This is a genomic window from Candidatus Nitrosopumilus sp. bin_32a (assembly GCF_054095935.1).
The window spans coordinates 198283-216662 of the sequence record NZ_JBSWSN010000005.1; the positions used below are offsets into that span (position 1 = coordinate 198283).

The 18380-nt window shown below is 32.2% G+C and carries 29 protein-coding genes; 13 read left to right on the plus strand and 16 right to left on the minus strand.

Features of this window, described 5'->3' with window-relative positions:
• Positions 1 to 21: 21 nt before the first annotated feature.
• Positions 22 to 240 carry a hypothetical protein gene (locus tag ACW9XH_RS05965; RefSeq protein ID WP_457759723.1) on the minus strand — a complete coding sequence of 73 codons (219 nt, stop codon included), beginning with the start codon at positions 238 to 240 and terminating at the stop codon, positions 22 to 24.
• A gap of 110 nt (positions 241 to 350) precedes the next feature.
• Between ACW9XH_RS05965 and ACW9XH_RS05970 the strand changes: the two genes are divergently transcribed.
• On the plus strand, positions 351 to 728 hold the full coding sequence (locus ACW9XH_RS05970) for a DUF6659 family protein (RefSeq protein WP_457759724.1): 378 nt from the start codon (positions 351 to 353) through the stop codon (positions 726 to 728).
• A gap of 31 nt (positions 729 to 759) precedes the next feature.
• Positions 760 to 1122 carry a hypothetical protein gene (locus tag ACW9XH_RS05975; RefSeq protein WP_457759725.1) on the plus strand — a complete coding sequence of 121 codons (363 nt, stop codon included), beginning with the start codon at positions 760 to 762 and terminating at the stop codon, positions 1120 to 1122.
• On the opposite strand, the gene ACW9XH_RS05980 is transcribed toward ACW9XH_RS05975, so the two are convergent.
• Together ACW9XH_RS05980 and ACW9XH_RS05985 are read right to left on the minus strand one after the other, a co-directional pair.
• Complete coding sequence (locus ACW9XH_RS05980; RefSeq protein ID WP_457759726.1) at positions 1108 to 1314, minus strand: hypothetical protein; 207 nt, start codon at positions 1312 to 1314, stop codon at positions 1108 to 1110. The two genes, ACW9XH_RS05975 and ACW9XH_RS05980, sit on opposite strands and share 15 nt — an antisense overlap.
• Positions 1298 to 1531, minus strand: a complete 234-nt coding sequence (locus ACW9XH_RS05985) for a hypothetical protein (protein WP_457759727.1) — start codon at positions 1529 to 1531, stop codon at positions 1298 to 1300. Before ACW9XH_RS05985 ends, ACW9XH_RS05980 begins: the two co-directional genes overlap by 17 nt.
• A 362-nt stretch (positions 1532 to 1893) precedes the next feature.
• Here ACW9XH_RS05985 and ACW9XH_RS05990 point away from each other — a divergent pair, with 362 nt between their 5' ends.
• Positions 1894 to 2187 (plus strand): hypothetical protein, encoded by a 294-nt coding sequence (locus ACW9XH_RS05990; RefSeq protein ID WP_457759728.1) that lies wholly within the window; start codon positions 1894 to 1896, stop codon positions 2185 to 2187.
• On the opposite strand, the gene ACW9XH_RS05995 is transcribed toward ACW9XH_RS05990, so the two are convergent.
• Together ACW9XH_RS05995 and ACW9XH_RS06000 are read right to left on the minus strand one after the other, a co-directional pair.
• Positions 2184 to 2750 carry a hypothetical protein gene (locus tag ACW9XH_RS05995; RefSeq protein ID WP_457759729.1) on the minus strand — a complete coding sequence of 189 codons (567 nt, stop codon included), beginning with the start codon at positions 2748 to 2750 and terminating at the stop codon, positions 2184 to 2186. The two genes, ACW9XH_RS05990 and ACW9XH_RS05995, sit on opposite strands and share 4 nt — an antisense overlap.
• A 15-nt stretch (positions 2751 to 2765) precedes the next feature.
• Complete coding sequence (locus ACW9XH_RS06000; RefSeq protein WP_457759730.1) at positions 2766 to 2999, minus strand: hypothetical protein; 234 nt, start codon at positions 2997 to 2999, stop codon at positions 2766 to 2768.
• Between the two features lie 77 nt (positions 3000 to 3076).
• Here ACW9XH_RS06000 and ACW9XH_RS06005 point away from each other — a divergent pair, with 77 nt between their 5' ends.
• Positions 3077 to 3325, plus strand: a complete 249-nt coding sequence (locus ACW9XH_RS06005; protein WP_457759731.1) for a hypothetical protein — start codon at positions 3077 to 3079, stop codon at positions 3323 to 3325.
• Here the strand turns inward: ACW9XH_RS06005 and ACW9XH_RS06010 are convergent.
• Entirely contained in the window at positions 3322 to 4146 is an 825-nt protein-coding gene (locus ACW9XH_RS06010) for a hypothetical protein (protein ID WP_457759732.1), read from the minus strand. The genes ACW9XH_RS06005 and ACW9XH_RS06010 overlap by 4 nt on opposite strands.
• Before the next feature lie 28 nt (positions 4147 to 4174).
• Positions 4175 to 5989 carry a CBS domain-containing protein gene (locus ACW9XH_RS06015; RefSeq protein WP_457759733.1) on the minus strand — a complete coding sequence of 605 codons (1815 nt, stop codon included), beginning with the start codon at positions 5987 to 5989 and terminating at the stop codon, positions 4175 to 4177.
• Between the two features lie 138 nt (positions 5990 to 6127).
• Between ACW9XH_RS06015 and ACW9XH_RS06020 the strand changes: the two genes are divergently transcribed.
• Together ACW9XH_RS06020 and ACW9XH_RS06025 are read left to right on the plus strand one after the other, a co-directional pair.
• A complete protein-coding gene (locus ACW9XH_RS06020) occupies positions 6128 to 6556 on the plus strand; it encodes a bifunctional nuclease family protein (RefSeq protein ID WP_457760027.1) in 429 nt (142 codons plus the stop codon).
• A 50-nt stretch (positions 6557 to 6606) separates the two neighbouring features.
• Entirely contained in the window at positions 6607 to 6825 is a 219-nt protein-coding gene (locus ACW9XH_RS06025) for a hypothetical protein (RefSeq protein ID WP_457759734.1), read from the plus strand.
• On the opposite strand, the gene ACW9XH_RS06030 is transcribed toward ACW9XH_RS06025, so the two are convergent.
• Entirely contained in the window at positions 6826 to 7032 is a 207-nt protein-coding gene (locus ACW9XH_RS06030; protein ID WP_457759735.1) for a hypothetical protein, read from the minus strand. It lies immediately after the preceding gene.
• 36 nt (positions 7033 to 7068) lie between these two features.
• Here ACW9XH_RS06030 and ACW9XH_RS06035 point away from each other — a divergent pair, with 36 nt between their 5' ends.
• On the plus strand, positions 7069 to 7461 hold the full coding sequence (locus ACW9XH_RS06035; protein ID WP_457759736.1) for a hypothetical protein: 393 nt from the start codon (positions 7069 to 7071) through the stop codon (positions 7459 to 7461).
• 158 nt (positions 7462 to 7619) lie between these two features.
• The gene (locus tag ACW9XH_RS06040) at positions 7620 to 8000 is read left to right on the plus strand and encodes a hypothetical protein (protein WP_457759737.1); all 381 of its coding nucleotides are present in this window, start codon (positions 7620 to 7622) and stop codon (positions 7998 to 8000) included.
• 6 nt (positions 8001 to 8006) lie between these two features.
• Here the strand turns inward: ACW9XH_RS06040 and ACW9XH_RS06045 are convergent, their stop codons facing one another.
• From ACW9XH_RS06045 to ACW9XH_RS06055, 3 genes are all read right to left on the minus strand, one after another.
• On the minus strand, positions 8007 to 8267 hold the full coding sequence (locus ACW9XH_RS06045) for a hypothetical protein (RefSeq protein ID WP_457759738.1): 261 nt from the start codon (positions 8265 to 8267) through the stop codon (positions 8007 to 8009).
• A gap of 673 nt (positions 8268 to 8940) precedes the next feature.
• Positions 8941 to 9294 carry a hypothetical protein gene (locus ACW9XH_RS06050; RefSeq protein WP_457759739.1) on the minus strand — a complete coding sequence of 118 codons (354 nt, stop codon included), beginning with the start codon at positions 9292 to 9294 and terminating at the stop codon, positions 8941 to 8943.
• Positions 9295 to 9492: 198 nt separating this feature from the next.
• Positions 9493 to 9927 carry a pyridoxamine 5'-phosphate oxidase family protein gene (locus ACW9XH_RS06055; protein WP_457759740.1) on the minus strand — a complete coding sequence of 145 codons (435 nt, stop codon included), beginning with the start codon at positions 9925 to 9927 and terminating at the stop codon, positions 9493 to 9495.
• A gap of 217 nt (positions 9928 to 10144) precedes the next feature.
• Between ACW9XH_RS06055 and ACW9XH_RS06060 the strand changes: the two genes are divergently transcribed.
• Positions 10145 to 10792: a hypothetical protein gene (locus ACW9XH_RS06060; protein ID WP_457759741.1), complete on the plus strand. Its 648-nt coding sequence runs from the start codon at positions 10145 to 10147 to the stop codon at positions 10790 to 10792.
• 25 nt (positions 10793 to 10817) lie between these two features.
• On the opposite strand, the gene ACW9XH_RS06065 is transcribed toward ACW9XH_RS06060, so the two are convergent.
• Positions 10818 to 11147: a pyrimidine dimer DNA glycosylase/endonuclease V gene (locus ACW9XH_RS06065; RefSeq protein WP_457759742.1), complete on the minus strand. Its 330-nt coding sequence runs from the start codon at positions 11145 to 11147 to the stop codon at positions 10818 to 10820.
• A 174-nt stretch (positions 11148 to 11321) separates the two neighbouring features.
• Entirely contained in the window at positions 11322 to 12233 is a 912-nt protein-coding gene (locus ACW9XH_RS06070; protein ID WP_457759743.1) for a transcription initiation factor IIB, read from the minus strand.
• Positions 12234 to 12382: 149 nt separating this feature from the next.
• Between ACW9XH_RS06070 and ACW9XH_RS06075 the strand changes: the two genes are divergently transcribed.
• Genes ACW9XH_RS06075 through ACW9XH_RS06085 form a run of 3 tightly spaced genes read left to right on the plus strand, consistent with a single transcriptional unit; the run spans position 12383 to position 14595 of the window.
• Positions 12383 to 12742, plus strand: coding sequence for a hypothetical protein (locus ACW9XH_RS06075; RefSeq protein WP_457759744.1), 360 nt, complete (start codon positions 12383 to 12385; stop codon positions 12740 to 12742).
• On the plus strand, positions 12739 to 13194 hold the full coding sequence (locus ACW9XH_RS06080) for a hypothetical protein (protein ID WP_457759745.1): 456 nt from the start codon (positions 12739 to 12741) through the stop codon (positions 13192 to 13194). Before ACW9XH_RS06075 ends, ACW9XH_RS06080 begins: the two co-directional genes overlap by 4 nt.
• Before the next feature lie 54 nt (positions 13195 to 13248).
• The gene (locus ACW9XH_RS06085; RefSeq protein ID WP_457759746.1) at positions 13249 to 14595 is read left to right on the plus strand and encodes a phytoene desaturase family protein; all 1347 of its coding nucleotides are present in this window, start codon (positions 13249 to 13251) and stop codon (positions 14593 to 14595) included.
• 5 nt (positions 14596 to 14600) lie between these two features.
• Here the strand turns inward: ACW9XH_RS06085 and ACW9XH_RS06090 are convergent, their stop codons facing one another.
• Positions 14601 to 15446 (minus strand): cobalamin B12-binding domain-containing protein, encoded by an 846-nt coding sequence (locus ACW9XH_RS06090; RefSeq protein WP_457759747.1) that lies wholly within the window; start codon positions 15444 to 15446, stop codon positions 14601 to 14603.
• A 234-nt stretch (positions 15447 to 15680) separates the two neighbouring features.
• Here ACW9XH_RS06090 and ACW9XH_RS06095 point away from each other — a divergent pair, with 234 nt between their 5' ends.
• Positions 15681 to 17063, plus strand: coding sequence for an NAD-dependent epimerase/dehydratase family protein (locus ACW9XH_RS06095; protein ID WP_457759748.1), 1383 nt, complete (start codon positions 15681 to 15683; stop codon positions 17061 to 17063).
• 338 nt (positions 17064 to 17401) lie between these two features.
• On the opposite strand, the gene ACW9XH_RS06100 is transcribed toward ACW9XH_RS06095, so the two are convergent.
• A complete protein-coding gene (locus ACW9XH_RS06100; RefSeq protein ID WP_457759749.1) occupies positions 17402 to 17806 on the minus strand; it encodes a hypothetical protein in 405 nt (134 codons plus the stop codon).
• Positions 17807 to 17900: 94 nt separating this feature from the next.
• Entirely contained in the window at positions 17901 to 18305 is a 405-nt protein-coding gene (locus tag ACW9XH_RS06105; RefSeq protein ID WP_457759750.1) for a hypothetical protein, read from the minus strand.
• Positions 18306 to 18380: the final 75 nt, after the last annotated feature.

The window sequence follows — 18380 nt, forward strand, 5'->3', positions numbered from 1 at the left end:
AAATCCACTTTTATCTTTCACTTAAACGTCAGAATGCTCTTTAATTGACGGCTCATTTTTGCTAATTGCATACAATAAAATTCCTGCAAGACCTACTCCCATCCCACTAATGCCAATAAATGTGCCTGCATTCTTGATAAATCTCAGCATTGGATCGGTCTGCCCTAATTCAATTGAGTAAAACATTATCAAACCAATTCCAAACATGGCAATACCTGTAATTGTTATTCCAATGGACATTTTCATATTGAAACTAATTTTTGCTGATTAATAAATAACAAGAAAATATGTGTAAATCATACTGTAATCTTGATAGCTTATATTTAGTAAATTGTTTTTTCAATTTGGAAATGGCAGTCAAAAAAGTCGATTTACTTGATGTAGTTCAAAAAATTCTCAAATTGGATAATAAGATGAGATTTGCAGCGATTATTGATCCTAAAGGCAATATTCGTGAGGCCATAATGAAAACTGGAAAAACTAATTTAAAAAATCAAAAAGAAGAAGAACATTTTTGCAAACAAGTCGCACAACGACGTACTATGAGAAAAGAATTTGATAGATCTCTTGGAAAAGTAAGGTATGTTCATGTGGAAAGAGAAAAAGTATCTCAGATGGTTATTTACACAAAACGAAATATTATTTATTTTACAATGGAGCCTGAAATGCCCATTAGTACAAAAATCAGATTAATCACAAAAATTAAAAAAATCACTGTTGATCTTTAGCCTTTTTTAGCAACTTTATTTGTTAGATGTTATGTCATTTCGTAAATATTTCGGAGATTCAAAAATGTTTGAATATGATAGGTATTATCGAGAATGTCTGCAAGAAAATAGGCCATTTATCAAGGCAAAAATAAATCCTCTCCATGGAAATTACTTGATACAGATCGATTTGATGACCTGTGATTATAAATTATCTGATAATATGCAAGAAGAAATTCGTAAATTAGCGAACGATGAAATTGAATATGTGAAATCAACTTTAAAATATGTTTTTAAGGAATTTAGTATTGATAAAGAATTAGCATGGTTTGATGGTGTCTCTTCTGAACACATGAATGTTTTCTGTAATTCGCTATATGATTTATCCTTAAAATCTAGATTAGAACCGAATTAGATTTTTTAAAATTTTATCGATAACTTGAATTTCTTGCTTTCTCTCATTTATTGTAGATTGATTCCACTCTTTTGCAAATTCTGATTGTTTATCCATTCTCTCTAAAATTTCAATATATTTTACAAGGTGAATTTTGTAGTCATGAAGCATATCTAGATGCTTGTTGTGATTTTTTTCAGTTGGTGTGACCATCCCATTCCTCCTCGCTAATATCTGGAAACATTTCCCTGATTCTTTTTTTATCTTTCTCCATTGCCTCTATCCTATTATCTAAATGATTTTTAATTGCTGGCTCTGCTTCTTGATTTTTTTCTATTTGGATATCTGAGATTACCTTGACAAGTGATCTATAATATGAAATGTGGTTTATTCTTGATTCTTCTGATGTGTCTTCTTTTTTTATATCCAATGCATTTTATGACATTCATGAAAATAAGTACTTGATGATTTTTTACCTTTGTCTGATTATTTGAAACAAGTCTATTTTCTGTGTGTAATGTAACTGATTTGATTCTAATCTATACGCTTAAGTTTCCAAATTTTAAACGATTTACACATGGATTACATTTGTAAAAAATGTGGAACGTCTTGTAGGGGTTCTAGAGGAATTGGTAAAAATCACAAACTTTGTGACCGATGTAATGGAATAAGGCAAAAAGAGAGTAAAAAATAATTTCAATTAATGTTTATCAAACTTGTTTAGTGTTTATTTGATAATTTTATACCTGTTTTAAAAAATGCTTAAGTTACGTTGAAAATTCACTATACCTGATGAAAAATGTGCTTATTGATCAAAATTGTAAGTGGTTAGTAAATGAAGATGCTAAAAAACATCTAGAAAATTACGATAAAATATTTGTTGTTGGGATAGATTTGAAACAGAGAGACTATGATGAAACTTTAGCTACTTTTTGTAAAGAAAATGATTGCGAGTTACTTACTGCTGATAATCGTGCATATATCCACTTTTTTAGAGAAAAAAAAATTAAGAATGTCCAACTTTCAGAATTCATTTATGAGGATAAGGCAGATAGACCAATTTACCTTGTTAAAATTATAGACTAGTTTACGTTCCTTGTGTCAATGTGTGAAATTCTCAAATTTGCAAGAACTTCATTGAGGAAATCTCCTTCTTGTTGATGTGTTATGTTGTTCATTATTGATTCCCAACAATCATTTATTTTTCTTAATATCTGTGAATACATTTTATCTTTTTTAAAAGCAGGATAATATGACAACAGTTTCATTATTCCATCAGTTGATTGAACTATGTGTATTTGATGAATGATTGATCTTAATCTTTCATGATATGAAAAATCTTCATCTTTTACAATAATTTCAAAATTTGTAATTTCTTCAAATATTATTTCTACTTCTTTGTGCAGATTTTTTAGTTGTCTGTTTACTGATTCTGAGAGATTAATCAACTCATATTCAATATGAGACCTACTGTGAACTTTTTTGTCTATTTCCCCTGCTTCGACTAGCGCGCTTATTTCTCTATACACTATTTTCTCATTACCTACTTTTTCTATCACTCTTTTGGCAAGATCTGTTCCTCTAATCTTTCCATTTTCATTTAGTATTCTGATGATTTCCGTTTTAATAATTTCTGAATTTTTATCCATTCTTTCTCCTAAAATTTATTTTTGATATTTTTCAATTACTGCTTTTTCTCCCATCTCGCTAATTTCTGTTACTAACTTCTCTAATATCTCGATTCCTTTTTTTATTGGCTCTTTTTCTAAATTCTTATATTCTAATTTTTGTTTTAGTACCATTCTTTCATTGTTTACAAAGCTCAAAAGTGGTACGTTTTCCCCCATGTTTAGATTGATAAAAAAATCGACATATTCTGCAGTTGATTTTATTGCCATATTCTACAATCTTTACTCTAGTATTTGTTTGAAGTTATTCATACTAGGTTTATTTACGATTTTGATTTGTCTTGTTTATGGATAGTTGTGATAGGCAAATTCGTGCTTATAAAAACGGAAAAACCTTTGATCAATGTAAGGATATTGCAGAATCAATGAATCCAGATTTTAAAAAAATTATTGATAATAATGGTAAAGTTCTATGGGCCGATATTCTAGAAAAAGTAGATCATGATGAAATAATTTACAAACTAACTCTAAAATTCCTGAGGCGTGACGGATATGATATTGGAAATTATAAAATTCCTGAAGTAAAGAAATTCTAACCAGAATTAATTTTACAACTTCCATCAGAATTTCGTAATTTTTTTGCCATGATATAGGGGGTTACAAGTAGTATGGGTATTGAAATGGCGATGAAAAGTGTTTGTAACTGAGTTAACGCAATTGATAATGCTATTCCACTTGCGGTTCCAATAAAGACTGACAAAAATGATCCTGCACATGTTGGACAAGCAATGAATAACCCTGCTATTGCTCCTATGCTGCTTGCACCTCTGCCTTTTTTGGAAATTGCATATGCGTTAACTGCAATCGCTGCGTTTAATCCTACCAAATATGAAACAATAATTTGTAACACTAGGTTGATTGGTATTATGTTTAATCCTACATGCTCGGTAAGGTAAATGATCACTTGTGGCATATACCCTGGCTCATCACAGCATGGTGCAACAAACCCTGATGGAATGGTTGCCCCATAATGATATGAAAAATCTACCTCTGGTTGATACACTAGTGTTCCTGACACTAGTGAAAAAAATATCCCATATCCGATAAATACGACAACAAATATTTTTCTAGATTTTGAATTCCATGTTGCCAATGCAATAATTGATGAAAGATCTTTGCCCTTGTTTTCTACCTTTTCTCTATGATATCTATACATTCCAAAAGCAATGGCTCCAAAAGATACAATTAGAATTATGTAAAACCCATAGGCAATTCTTTGTATTGTGTCTATTGCACTTGGAGTTAGCAATTCAGGATCTTGATATCTTCCATACATCAAAAACAAAATTCCAATAGCTGCAAATCCTAAAACGATTAGTTTTTTCCCTTGATTGGTATTTTTATTCTGCACAGTCATGATTTTTAATATAAAATCAAATCCCATCTTAACTAAGTTTTGGAACAAAAATGTAAATGATTGCAATTATTTCCAATCTGCCAAAAATCATTAGAAACCCTAGGACAATTTTTGTTGCTGGGTCTGTGTCAAAATCTATCACTCCTGCAGATAATCCGCCTGTGGTGATTACGCCTACTGATTCAAAGAAAGCATCTTGGAATGGAACATCTTCTATTTCTGCAAGATGCAGCCCTGTGATTGTTGAAATTATGGGAAATAGTGCAATTATGATCAATGTGGAGATGACTTCTTTTTTTGCTTGACTTGAGAGTTTTGCTCTTTTCACTTTGCTCAATAATGCTCTAACATCTTTAAGGTGAAATAATCTGAATATTTTCAATCCTCCTGCTGTAGAAAATCCACACCCTCCAATGACCATCAATATTATCAAAATTGCATGAGCCCCCCCGTTTAACCCTGCAAGACTTTCTTGTTGAAGTCCTGCAGTAGTACTTGCTGATACAGAATAAAATGCACTTATCATGGGATCTAAACCACTAATTCCTACGAACAAGACCGTCGCACTTCCCAAAATTGCAAAGTATAGTAAAACTTCTTTTCCAAGTTTTGGTGAAAGGAATTTTTTTCTTACAAATGCATAGTGGAATGTAAATGGTAGCGCACCTAGTATCATTGCCCCCATTAGGATGACATGTTCTTGCCAAACTAAATTGTCGAGAATTGTTGAATTTGGTATGAATCCTCCTGTTGCAAGAGTACTCATAGCTAATGCGAAATTATCTATGATGTTTCTTTCACCAAATACATACAACAATGATGCTACGATTACAATGTAAATAGCAAAGATAACAGTAATGGTTAGGAATAATTCTTTCATGTGTAGTGTTCTTCCGGATATGAAACCACGCATAGATTGCAATTTTGATTCTGGATAAAATGCAGTTATTACCAGATAAATGAAACTCATTCCTCCTACCAGTTGAGTATAGCTTCTGAAAAATGTAAAACTCTGAGAGAGTTTTTCTGGTTCATCAAATAATGATATCCCCCCTGTCGTAAATCCTGCCGCACTTGAAAAAAATGCATTACTAAATGCCTCTACACTCGTTTCATCACTTGGAAGAACATACAGATATGGAACCGTTCCAAACAATGTTAGTAAAAATAGGCTCGCAAATACCAAAATTGACGCTTGTTGTAGATTTAGGCTGGATTTTTCACCATAAGAATTCAGAAAGAATCCTGTCACTAGTAATAGAACTGTGGTCAGATAAATCCCTGTTGCAATGATTGTATCTTCTAGAACTGTGGCAAGGATAGCTGGTACAAGTAATAATACTCCTGCAAACTGTAATACAAAGCCTAGATTGCCTAGTACTGCTTTTACTGGTGGACTCAAAAGCCGAGGTGCAGTAGCTGTTGCATCTCGGATAACGTTTGCAATTACTGATTGGAAGATCATTCCAATCACTTGATTTTTCTTTGATATTACCGGCAGTTTTCTAATATTATTATCTCGCATTTTATGTAATGCGTCTTGCAATGTTGATTTTTCATTAATTGTAATTAGTGGTGTACTCATGATGTCTTTCAGTGTTGTAGATTCTGCGTAAACTGTAACGTCGCTAACTTTGCTTAGAATGTCTTCATCTGTAACGATTCCTACTGGTAAATTATTTTCATCTGTAACAATAATGTCATCTGTTTCATAATGGCGTAGCATCCTAGCTGCTTCACTAGTTTTTGTATCTAATCCGAGAACCAATACATCTTTGCTCATGTAATTTGTAACGTACTTGCTTAGAACATACGACACTGCCTTTTCTGGATTAGTTGACATTAAGCTACCTTAGTTGGGGATTTTAAATAATTTGGGGTTACGCATGAGTAATGATCGTTAAAAAATAATTTACTTGCGTTTGATCTTGATTTTTTGCTATCTTTATAAGCACTGAAGAGGAAGTTTATGCGTAGTACAATGGAAATCGATCAAGTACAAGAGCCTGATTATGACTCTGTAAAAATTGATTATGTTGGATTCGTTGACCCATATGCCGTTGAGGGCATGGTTGTTTTAAAAGCTGATAATGGTAAAGAATTTCATATGAGAGCATTTTCTGGCGAAGTTGCAAAACATATCTCAAGTTTTGGTGAAACTGAAGGTGAAGCCGCACCATCAATTTACAAAATGATTGAAGAAATCTGTGAGCAAAATGAGTTGGTGCTCGTCAAGGTCAAAATCTATGAAAGTGGAAATGTATTGCGTGCAAATTTGTATTTTACAGGCAAGAAAGACCTCATATTGAGAAATTATCGTGCCTCAGATGCAATGGCATTAGCCGCCTTTTACAATATCCCTATTCTTGTTAGAAAAAATCTCCTAAAAGAAAGCATGGAAGCAGAATAAAATTATTATTGATTAGAATAGTTTTTTTTCTAGTGTAATGATGAATTATTATGAATACTCAAGAACAACTAATGGATAATCTACTTAATGTTGATCTTGAGATAATTGACATAGTGCGAGAATTGCATCGGGAAAATTGGGATTCTATTTCTTTGAAAGACCAGGTTGGGGATTTACTAAAAATTAGAGATGAAAAGGTTCAAGAACTAATGTCTTTGAAGAGTGATGATCATTCTTGTGATTGTGGACATGATCATGCACACGAATAATTAATTTAATTCTTCAAAAAATTTATCTGGAAACTTTTTTTTAATTTTTATTATTTCCAATCCGTAGTTTTTGATTTTTAATTCAATTTCCTCTCTTTCTTTACCTTGAGTATCCTCTTTATTTTTTTCTAGTTTTTTTATTTGATTTGTTAATGTCCTATACATTATGGAAAATTCTGGAAAATTCTCAGGAAGTTCCTCGCCCATTAGCTAGATTAAATATACATCCTATTAATACTGGTTATGAAAATTATGATGTTTTCTTTATTGATTTTAATTTCTGGCATGGGTGTTGCTTTTGGTGATCCTGTCACTGCGCAGACCTCATCTGAAGATAAAATTCATTTTGTAGATGAACAAATTATGTTAATGGCTGATATTTCAAATAATCAAGACACACAACAAAACTTTGCATATATTACACAAGTGAGAAATAATGATGATGTTGTAATTTCATTATCTTGGCTGACTGGTTCATTATCTCCTAGACAATCATTTTCTCCTGCACAATCTTGGATCCCTGCTGAATCTGGAATATACCGCATTCAGGTGTTTGTTTGGGAGAGTATTGATAATCCCTCTGCTTTGTCTCCCCCATTATCCATGACCGTGAATGTACATGAACGACAAATGTGATTAATTAAAACATGCTTCATAATTCGGCAATCTCATCATCTATCAGTTATAGCTTAGAAGGTTGATTAATCATCAGCACTTTTTCTTGTGATTTCTATGGTATATTATTCAATGTCAAAAATCATAACCTTTTTGATATGATGTGATGTAATTTTGATGTGGCAAATTTTGAAAAAGTCTACCAAATGGTGGCATTGCAAATAATTCAAAGATGTCATGGTGCAATTAAAATTACTAAACATGGAAAAATTATCGAAGTATATGATACCAAACGTCATATTTGGAGTGACGGATTGGCAGGCTTGATAATTAAAGAGGAATCTCGCAAAGCTGATTTGAAAGATTGGGAGGTTGCTAGATGTATTAGGCCTCGTATAATTGCGCTACTTCTTGAAGATAAAAAAGGATTATTGTCTACCCGACTGGCCCCTGCTAGTGGAAGGAAAGAGCCTAGAAAAAAAGCAACACAGAGAATACATGCACCGTCAAAACCTGCAACAAAAAAACCTGCGACGAGAAAACCTTACAGTAAAAAATAATGATAATTAATAACCTACTTTTCTGATCAAATGAGGTTCTTTTAGCATAATTATGTCATCTCTAGTTGAGGATAAATCCACTTGTTTGAGATTGTGATTTGTAATTACAATTAAAGCCTCACATCTGGAGCATAATATGGTCTTTCCATTTGAACGCCCTTCTCTGACGACATCTTTTTCTAATCTGTCTTCTTTTTGACATGTGGGACACAGTCTGGGTTCTTTTAAAATGGTGATTATTTCCTTGATGAAGATTGATTTTCCCATGTTTGGTGGTTTACAACTGTCACTAAAGAATTGTATTGTTAATTGGTATCAGCATTCCATTTTGAATGTCAAACCGCTTTAATCATTCAAAATTAGAACGAATGGTATTCAGTATATTTCCAATCTAACCAATTAACTCTTTTTTGTAGTTTTTCTTAAAAATATGTTTTTGTAAATCTATGAGGTGTTCTTAATCTGATCATTTATTGCTCTTGAACAACTATATGTCAAATTTTCTCTTTGCAATACCTTGTCTTGAGATTGCCTTATTTTTTAATTTAAACTATCATCAATAATTATTGTTACTCACTTTATGATGAGATTATTGCTGGTGTTCTGTATTCTCGTGGCATGTTTTCTTCTAGTTGCAATTTACTATGTCATTTAATGACTGATAATGTAATTGTGAAAAGCATATTATAATTTATATAAATTTCTTATATTTTATGTAATTATTCATGCTAAATCTTAAATAGTTGTTTGTTCTATACTATGTGATGTCGTTAGTTGTAAAATCTGGCGATTAGACCGCGCTGCCCCGCAGAACGAAAAAGGCAATCAGGCGTTTAGACGTTTGACCACGAGAGGAAATCTCTCAGAGTTCTGCAGTTAGGGGTTTGCGCCTTTTTGTTTTCTTTACAGAAATAATGTATTTTTAGAAAAATAAAAAAAATTATGGTGAGAACCCTTTACCGTTGACACTGCTGTCCCATGCATCTACCATTGGGTTTTGTCTTCTTTCAAGTTCTTCCAAGTATCCGTTTGTCTCTCCTGCTGGAATGTAAAATGTCGCAGATACAATATCTCCAACAATTGCATCGCAGTTTGAAACAACAACTGATCTTCCAAGACTTGACTCACCTACACAACCATAATCTGTTACAGCGATAACTGTCACTTCTTCAGAGACTGATACTGGAAGAATGTTCCAGGGAGCTATTGTGAAAACTAGTATCACTGAAGTAGCTACGGCCACAATTGCTAGAAATTTAAGTTGTGGTGTTTTTTTGCTTGTTGTTTGTTGCATTTCCTTTCAATACTATTAGCGCTTCATGATATTTAATCTAGGGCTAACATTTTGACTAGTGCCAATAATTTAAGGTGTCCAAATTTTTTTACATTTTTGACATCGTAAAAACTGAATGCCATTACCCTGCCCATCCTCTGATTTTGATAATCCATATTTCTTTGATCCGCATGTGGGACACCCATCATCAATCATAACTTAAACATCCTTCATTCTCTTTGAATAATCATAATTGAAAACACTTTGAGGTGAAATTTCTAATGCCACTTCGTCTTCTAAATTATCGTTCAAATACCTTGATAATGTCGACTCTTTATTTCCTAAATATTTCTTCATTAAAATTTTAAGAATTTCTGGTCCTTTGTTTTCTACTATTTTTACATGCCCAGTTCCTCGGGTGCCTTTGTATGGTGGTATGTCAGCTGCTATCTCAAAACCACATTTTGGATTGTTTTGAAGATACGAAACAATTTTAGCTGATCGTTTTGTTGCACAATAAATTTTATCCCCAATCTGCTCATACCACAATGACATGATGCCAGGTGTTCCATCTGGTTTTACAAAAGCTATTCTTATTGGAATTTTTGCATCTAAAATAGTTTGATCCACTTGGACTCTTTCTATTTGTTGCATAATAAATCCTCAACTTGATTTCTGACAATTTTGGCATAGCAATAGTCACAAGACCATTCATGAAATTCTTTTCCACACTTGATACATTTTTGAATTTCAAATCTTTTCATGAGTCGAATTGGATTTCTTGCTATATGAATAACATCTTTAATTCAATCTAGTGCCAATATGGATAAAATCACTTGTAGTTAAAATACATACTTTCCAAATTCTATTTGTGAAAAAAATATTGTTTTTATTTTTTATAATTCTTGTTTCATTAAATCCTGCATATGGGCACAAATTAATCAGCCATGATGACACTCATAGAAATTTTGAATCTGCCCTTAAAATTCCGGATCATAGGGTATCTTGGGCAATTTATGAAAATTTAGGAGAAAATGAAGCAAAGTTTTACACTTTTGAAGCCAGTGAGGGCGATTCATTTTATGCCAGTATTGTTGTTCCTAAAATTGCTGGTTTAGAAAAATATTCTCCGACTCTTGTCTTAGTGGGTGATGAAAATTTTGGAAAGAAAAAAATCAACTATGAAAAAGATTTTCCTGGCGTTGAATTCTATGAGCCATTTGGCCAGATCACCTATTGGGAAAGGCAGGAATTTAAAACAGAAATTCCGGCGGATGGGACATATTTTCTTGTGGTAATGGATGAAAAAAATCAAAGTGGTAAATACAGTTTAGCTATTGGAACGATTGAGGATTTTTCTCTTGTTGATTTTTTTACTATTTTACCCAAAGCCTGGATAGACACAAAATTATTTGTAAATGATTATAATTCTATTACAATATCTATTTTGATTTTAATGGGATTTGTCATTGTTCCAACATTGATAATATTCAGAAAAAAATTACTGAAGCATAAATAAATTTATTTTTTATAATTAATTTAAATCATATTTTACAATTACATCCTTTCTGTTTTAAAATTTTGATTTGTTTTGATATTGTATCTATATACACATCCTGCTTTGATTTGCCTACTGCATTTTTTGCATCCAATGGACTTTGGTGGTTATATCCTCTGCTTTTCATTTCATTAACCTGTTGATTATGTCTAAGATACAATGCCTTCAATTTTCCAACCCATCTGATAGTTTCAGGATGTTTTGAATATCCTTTCTTGTTTTGGGTAATTACAGACCACATGGCATGTAATTCCCTGTGCTCCCCTAGTAGGTGGTTTCTGCATAGTTTTTCAACCGGAATGTCCCAAACCCTCATTTGGCTTTCCTGGACCTTGGCTTTGTTCTTAAAACGGCCTTACAGCACATACATCTGGCATTATCTGATAATACAAAAATTCCACAAAACGTGCATCTTTTTTGTCCTATTTCATACCTGATTCTGTTTGGAGCTGGCTCTGCCTTGTATCTTTCACAAATATTATTGCATGTTCTACCCATAGATTTCACCTCCAATTTTTTCTTTGATCTCTTTTGATCTATCTCTAATGGTCACTGCACTAATGCCTGATGCTTCTGAAATTTTTAGCTGGGTGACTTTTTCACTATTTATTCCAGATGCAAGATTTATTGCAGCAGCCGCCATTGCCATTGGATTTTTGCTAGTTGAAATATTGTTCTTTTCACAAATAGTCAATATTTTAAAAGCCAATCTTTCAGTTTTCTCTGACAGTCCTACTGCTTTTGCAACACGTGTAACAAATTCCATCGGATTATATGTTTCAGGATATAATTCCAACTCTTTCATTATGAATCTGTAAACTCGTTGCAAATTCTTTTTCTTTAGATTTCCTGCATTGGCTATGTCTTGTAGAGTTCTTGGGGTGTCTGTCAATCTGCAAGTCATGTATGTTGTGGCACATAATACGGCTGATGTTGATCTTCCTGCAAGGATTTTCTTTGCAGCTATTTTTCTAAACAAGTATGCCGTCTCTTCTACCACAGATTCTGGCAATGCTAATTTTGAGCTAATTCCATCTAGCAATGTGAATGCCTTTTGAAATGATTTAACGGAAATTGATGAGCGACTGTTTCTATCCCACATTCTGAGGCGGTAAAACATTCTACGATTTTCATTTGATAACCTTTTACCTGAAGAATCTTTATCTTGAGATTCCATGATTGTGGATAATCCTCTGTCTGCCATCTTTAGTGATGTCTTCATACCTACTCTGGAATTATTTTGATAGTCCTCAGAACTAAATCCGCTGAATTCTGCAGCCGCATCAATTATTTGTTCTAATGAAACGGCCCCACAATTACTGCATGCTATTTCACCTGTATTTGCATCTGTAATCATGTTATCTTTTTTGCAATTTTTTTGATGTACTAATTGAGTTGACATACTCCAAATGCTGCTTTAAATTATTTAAGGCGCCTATATTTTCAAATCTAGTGCTAAAATAAACTTCAGTTTATCATATTTCGATTATTTTTGGCACTAGATTATTTTTCTAATTTTCTATAAATAAAATGAAATCAGAATAATCACAAATGCCTCATATTGTACTAAATCAACATGTGGATCTTTTAGAATTTTCAAAATTCTTTGTACCGTATTTTCAAAAATCTCCTCTTATTCGAATTTCGAGTATTTATGTTGAAAATAATGGATTCACTGCATTGTTACATGTAGTTGTAATTGATGAATTACATCAGGAATTCTTTATTCGAATATCTACCAGTCTTAAAAAGACAACTATTAGATTACTGCCTTTAACGGATCCTGAAAAAACAGACTCTGTTAAGAAATCGCTATCTTTAGTTTATCTACAAATGAAAAAATTTGATTCTAGTTTGGTTGTCACAAAATCAAATCTCTGGGAGTATATTGAAGAGGAAGTAGTCCAATGACTATTTTTCACTTATCTGGCAAGTCTTTGCTAAATCGTGAATCTGTTTTTAGTATTAGCACTGATGTAAAAAATTTTCACAATATCATGCCTAATTATTTTAAATCATTAGATATACTTAGTGAGGATGAATCTGGTATTGTTGTTTTAGAAAAAATAAATTTTTTAGGACAATCTGTAAATGTTAAAACAAAACATTTAGTTTTACCTCCAAACGTACACAAAGTTTTCATTTTGACAGGTCCATTAAAAGGAACTTCTTTTATTGAGTACTATGAAGAGTCTTCTTCTGGCACTCTTATTTTAATTTCTGTAAATTTAAAAATAAATGGGCTTCTAAAATTCATTCCGTTTATTGAGAATATTCTTAGGAAAAAAATGAGTCCTGTGATGCTTGAATTCATCAATTGTGCAGAAAAATATTATATTGAAAACAAATTGCCAATGAGTTAGCACTATCACACATAATTGGCACCAGTATATATATTATATTTCGATAAGCCATTCATGAATACGCCTATAATTGTGATTGGTGCAGGAGTGGGGGGATTAACTACTGCCGCCCTATTGTCATCTGAAGGACACAACGTTCGAGTTTTAGAAAAGTCTTCAAAATTGGGAGGGAGAACTGCTTCTATAAAATTTAGAAATCACATACTTGATAATGGATTTCATATAATGCCATTTTATAAAAAATCTGCAATTTTCACTGTTCTTAAAAAATTAAAGATTGACACTAATTTGAAACTTGCAAAAGTAAATGATATTTCATTTTATTCTACTGATGGATTTCATGGTTATCCTAAAGGTATCTTGGATTTACTCCGACTTTCGTTATTGCCCTTCAAAAGTAGGGTCAAACTTTTAAGAATATTATTTCCTTTGGCATTCACTTCTTTAAAAAAGACTGAATTATGGGATGATGTTCCTTTAACTGATATCACTAATAATTTGGATTCTGATACAAATGCATTTTTTGAATCTGTTTGCATGTTGGCATTTGCAGACACTGCGGATCATATATCGCTTGGTGAATTCACTCGCACCATGATTAGAGCAAATCCGTTTAAGGGGGGAACAAGTGAATTTGCGTATCCTGATGATGGTGGGTATGATTCAATTTCACATGTTTTATCTGATTATATTTTATCAAAAAATGGCGAAGTGGATACAGGGCAATCTGTTAAAAAAATTATTATTGAAAATTCAAATGTAACTGGTATAATCGTTAAGGGCTTGCAAGGAGTTGAACAACTCATTCCTACAAATTGTGTTGTTGTATCATATCCCGCATACGATGCATTAAATCAATTATTTGACAAAAATATGATTGATGATAAATTTATTCAAAAAATTAACAAATTAAACAAGACTACATCTGTGGTTGAAGTTCACTTTGCACTTAAATCAAAAATTGATTCACGACAGGTTGTATTTCCTGTAGGTAGTGACTATACTACCAAAGGAATATTTTTTATTTCTAATATCACTCCCTCAGTTTCTCCTCCTGGCGAACATTTGATTATTGCAGGAACTCCTGTAAATCCTGCGATAACTGATGATCCAAATGCTATCAAGGGCATTGTTGATAAAATGAGGAGTGAGATTGCCTCAATTTATCCAAAATTTGAATCTGAATTGATTTGGGAGCGACCTATGGCCTGGAAATTAGTCGAATCGGTAGTCAAGGAGCCCGGAAAAGTTTGGAAATCGAAAATGCCTCATCAAATTCCTGGAATTAATGGATTGTTTTTTGTTGGAGATTCAACTGTAAGTTATGGCATTGGGACTGATTCAGCTGCACACAGTTCAATTCTTTGTCATCCTAAAATCGAATCTTATTTGAAATGCTGATATTTTTATTGAGCATTTCTGATGATTTTTGGTAATTCTTCCAAATTAACTTCTGAAATAATCTTTGCATCAAACTTTGGAATATTTTTAGTTTGCATGGCATATCCTCCAATTAGAATTGGAATCTTACATTCGTCATTAATTTTTCTTACTAATCTTTGACCGGCTGAAATATTGTCTGGTAATGTAATTGATACAAATACCATGTCTGGCTTATTGTTATCGATAAAACTAATTATGGATTCTGTTGGAATCGACGTTCCAATATTGTATACTTTGAATCCTTTTATTGAAAGATAAGTTTCTAAAACATCACATCCCAAATGGTGCTCCTCTCCTAAAGGAACACATATTAGAATTTTTTTCTTGTTTGATGATCCTGAAACACTATCCATAATAATTTTAACTAATGTTTGTGCAATGTTGCTTGCGACATGTTCTGTTGCGATACTTATTTTGTTATTTGCCCAATCTTCTCCAATATCATACATTACTTGTTTTAGAATTTTATCAAAAAAATCAGACGCGTTAAAAATTTTTGTATAGTCTTGATATATTTTCACGCATTCTTCTATGTTGCCTTCTGTCAATTTTTTATAAAGTTGTCGTTTTGATTTTTGTGTGGATTCTTCCCTTTTCTTTATGTCTTTTGGATTGTAAGATGCAAGTACTGAGAGGACCTTGGGATTGTCTCTATACTCTATTGGGATGTCGTCTTTTACTACTTCTGATGCTTTACCTAGATATTTTACAATTTCTTGCTTGGATGTACTTTTCTTTGAATCCCAGACACTTTTGACTAGGTAGAGATATTGATCAGATTTTACTTTCTTAGCTCTGATGTAGACCATAGTTTATATTTTTAAAAATAGTATTTAACTGGTGCTAATTTAGTCATATAGTGCCAATTAATCCTTTTTTTATGTCTTTTTTATGACTGTTTGTAAATGAATACTCTGAAATTACCACTAGATGGATTAATTATCCCTAGTTTAAATATTCTGAATTAAAATGCACAATATGGAAAAACAATGTTCTAAGAGTTTTATCCTTTGCTATTCATTATTATTTTGTGGTAGACTAAAATGATAAATCAATCACTCTTGAATGAAAAAATTAATCAAACTTCTCCTTTTTCCATCATGGTTACTGGCGTGACTGGTTTTATCGGATCTCGATTACTGTCTTTACTTTCATCAAATGGTTACACTGTTACAGGATTAAGTAGAAAAAAATTAGATGACACTAACAATGCCAAATATGTACAGGCAGATGTTTTTGACAAAGATCAACTGATAAAATCTATGCAAGGAATTGAAGTTGCTTACTACCTGCTTCATTCTATGGAGGGAAGTAAAAACGAATGGCAAGAATTTGCAAATCGTGAAAAAGTACAAGCTCAGAATTTTCTTGAAGCTGCAACAAAAGCAGGTGTAAAAAGAATAATCTATTTGGGAGGATTGGTAAATGACAGCCTTGAATTGTCTCCCCATATGAAAAGTCGTAAGGATGTAGGTGATATACTTCGCTCTGGTTCTATTCCTGTAACTGAATTTCGTGCATCCTTAATTATTGGTGCACAGGGTGGCTCATATGCAATGTTACGTTATCTTGTCGAGCGATTACCTGTAATGGTTTGTCCTTCCTGGGTTAAATCATTGGCTCAGCCTATTGCTGTTGATGATGTAGTTTTCTATTTGGCTGAATGTCTTTCCAAGCCTGAAACTATGGGTCAAATTTTTGAAATTGGTGGTCCTGATAAAATGACATATGAGGAATTAATGAGAATCTATTCTGCATATTTGAATAGGAATTTGTTTGTTCTACAGATTCCTTTTTTGACTACTAGGCTCTCATCTTATTGGGTGGATCTTATCACTCCTGTTAAGGCTTCACTTGCAAGGCCACTAATTGATAGTCTTGTACATGATACCGTTGTAACTGATGACAAAATCACAAAAATCATTCCAATGAAATTGAAATCTGTTCGTGAATCAATTGATATTGCTACTAAAGAAATGAATTCATCTCCTCCCACATCTAAAATTAGAGAGGAAAAAACTGGTTTTAAAATTAACCAAAAATTAATCCAAATTTCATTATTGGCTTTGGCTGTTGTTGGAACTTCTTATTATTGGCTGGATGATAGATCTGATGTTTATCAACCTCTGTGGTTAATTGGTTCTTTTCTTTGGTACTCTGTCATCTTTGTATCTTTGATTTTCATACGGAATAAGACTCGTTTGGGTTACTTTATGGCAGGTATCTTGTCATGGGTCACTTTGGCATTTTGGTTGTTTGATAATTTCTATGTTGTATTTCAAACTTCACTGATTGCTTCAGAGCCTAATGAATTGATGACCATTAGAAATTTCATCGGACTCTTTTTTGTATCTTTAACTGTGATGTCGTCTCATAATTTATTTCATAAAGTAATAGATTATCAGTATAAGGGCAAACCGATCTAATTTGGGTAGATGAATAATGCTGTTTTTTAAAATTCAATTATTCTATATTTTATTATAATTGAATTCTTTTTTATCACATTTATGTTTTAAAATCTCTTTTTGTAAATCCTACAATCGTGTTGCATTAGAATTTATGATAAACTACATGATAAAATCAATTCCCAATTATTCTCTTAAGATGTACATTGCTTTTCATACCTTGATATAATTATAAATCCACACTTTGAACTTGGTTAGAAATCATAATTTTAAATTTGTATTTTCTACATAGGGTAACAAAATCCCTCATTAAATTTAATTAGAAATAATTATTAAAAAACTTCGTGAATTTATCTAGTTTATTTTTGAGACTTGATAAAATCAACAATAGATAGTATTTTACCCATGTCTGCAAGATGACCGTAGCTTTTTCTTTTATTAATTGATGATTTTAGTGGGTCATTATTTACACTACAAAATAATAATTTGCCATTATCTAAAGGAACTGTAATTCTTTTAATTTTTTCATATGATGCAATTGAGTATAATCCTGAACCTATGTTCTTCTTAACACCTGTGTTTTCTCTCCACGCATGTAATGCTCTCAAAATAGTTTGTTTGGTTTCATTTACTGGAACAATATTTTTTAATCCTGCTCGCTGACTGTTCCATAAAATTTCCCCCTTTTCATCCGTTACTGCTGCAAATCTAACTGTATCATCAAAATCCATAATCATGTTGAGTAATTTTTCGTATTTATCCACAAATAATCTAAATCATTTCTGTTAATAAATATTCTAGATTATTTTTCTAGTGTCAAAATTAATTTAAGATTGTTTTGTTAACTCTATTGAAATTCTATTCAAATGTATTTACAAAATCCACAATGGATAGTATTTTTCCCATTTCAACCATTCGCCCATAGCTTTTCTTTTTTGTATTTTTCATAGGTGTATTATCTACACTTAGAAATAGCAGATGAAATGCATCAATTGGAAGTGTCACTCTTTTGGTTTTCTCAAAAGCTGTGATGTGATATAAAGGGGCCCCAAGTGCTGTACGGTCTGCTGCCTTACATCTATCCACCCAATCATCTGATTCACGTTTTAATGCTTTTTTAGTTTCAGCAATTGGGACTTGAAGTTTTGTATCTGATCTTTTGGAATTCCATAATATGTCTCCTGATGTATTGCTGATAATTGCAAGTCTAATGGATTCATCGTAATCCATTAACATGTTGAGAACTTTCTCATATCTTCCCATGGATATGATGTGATTTTAGAGAATAAAAACAATTTGTTGATGCCAAATTACTTCGATTGAAAGATTAACTTATAT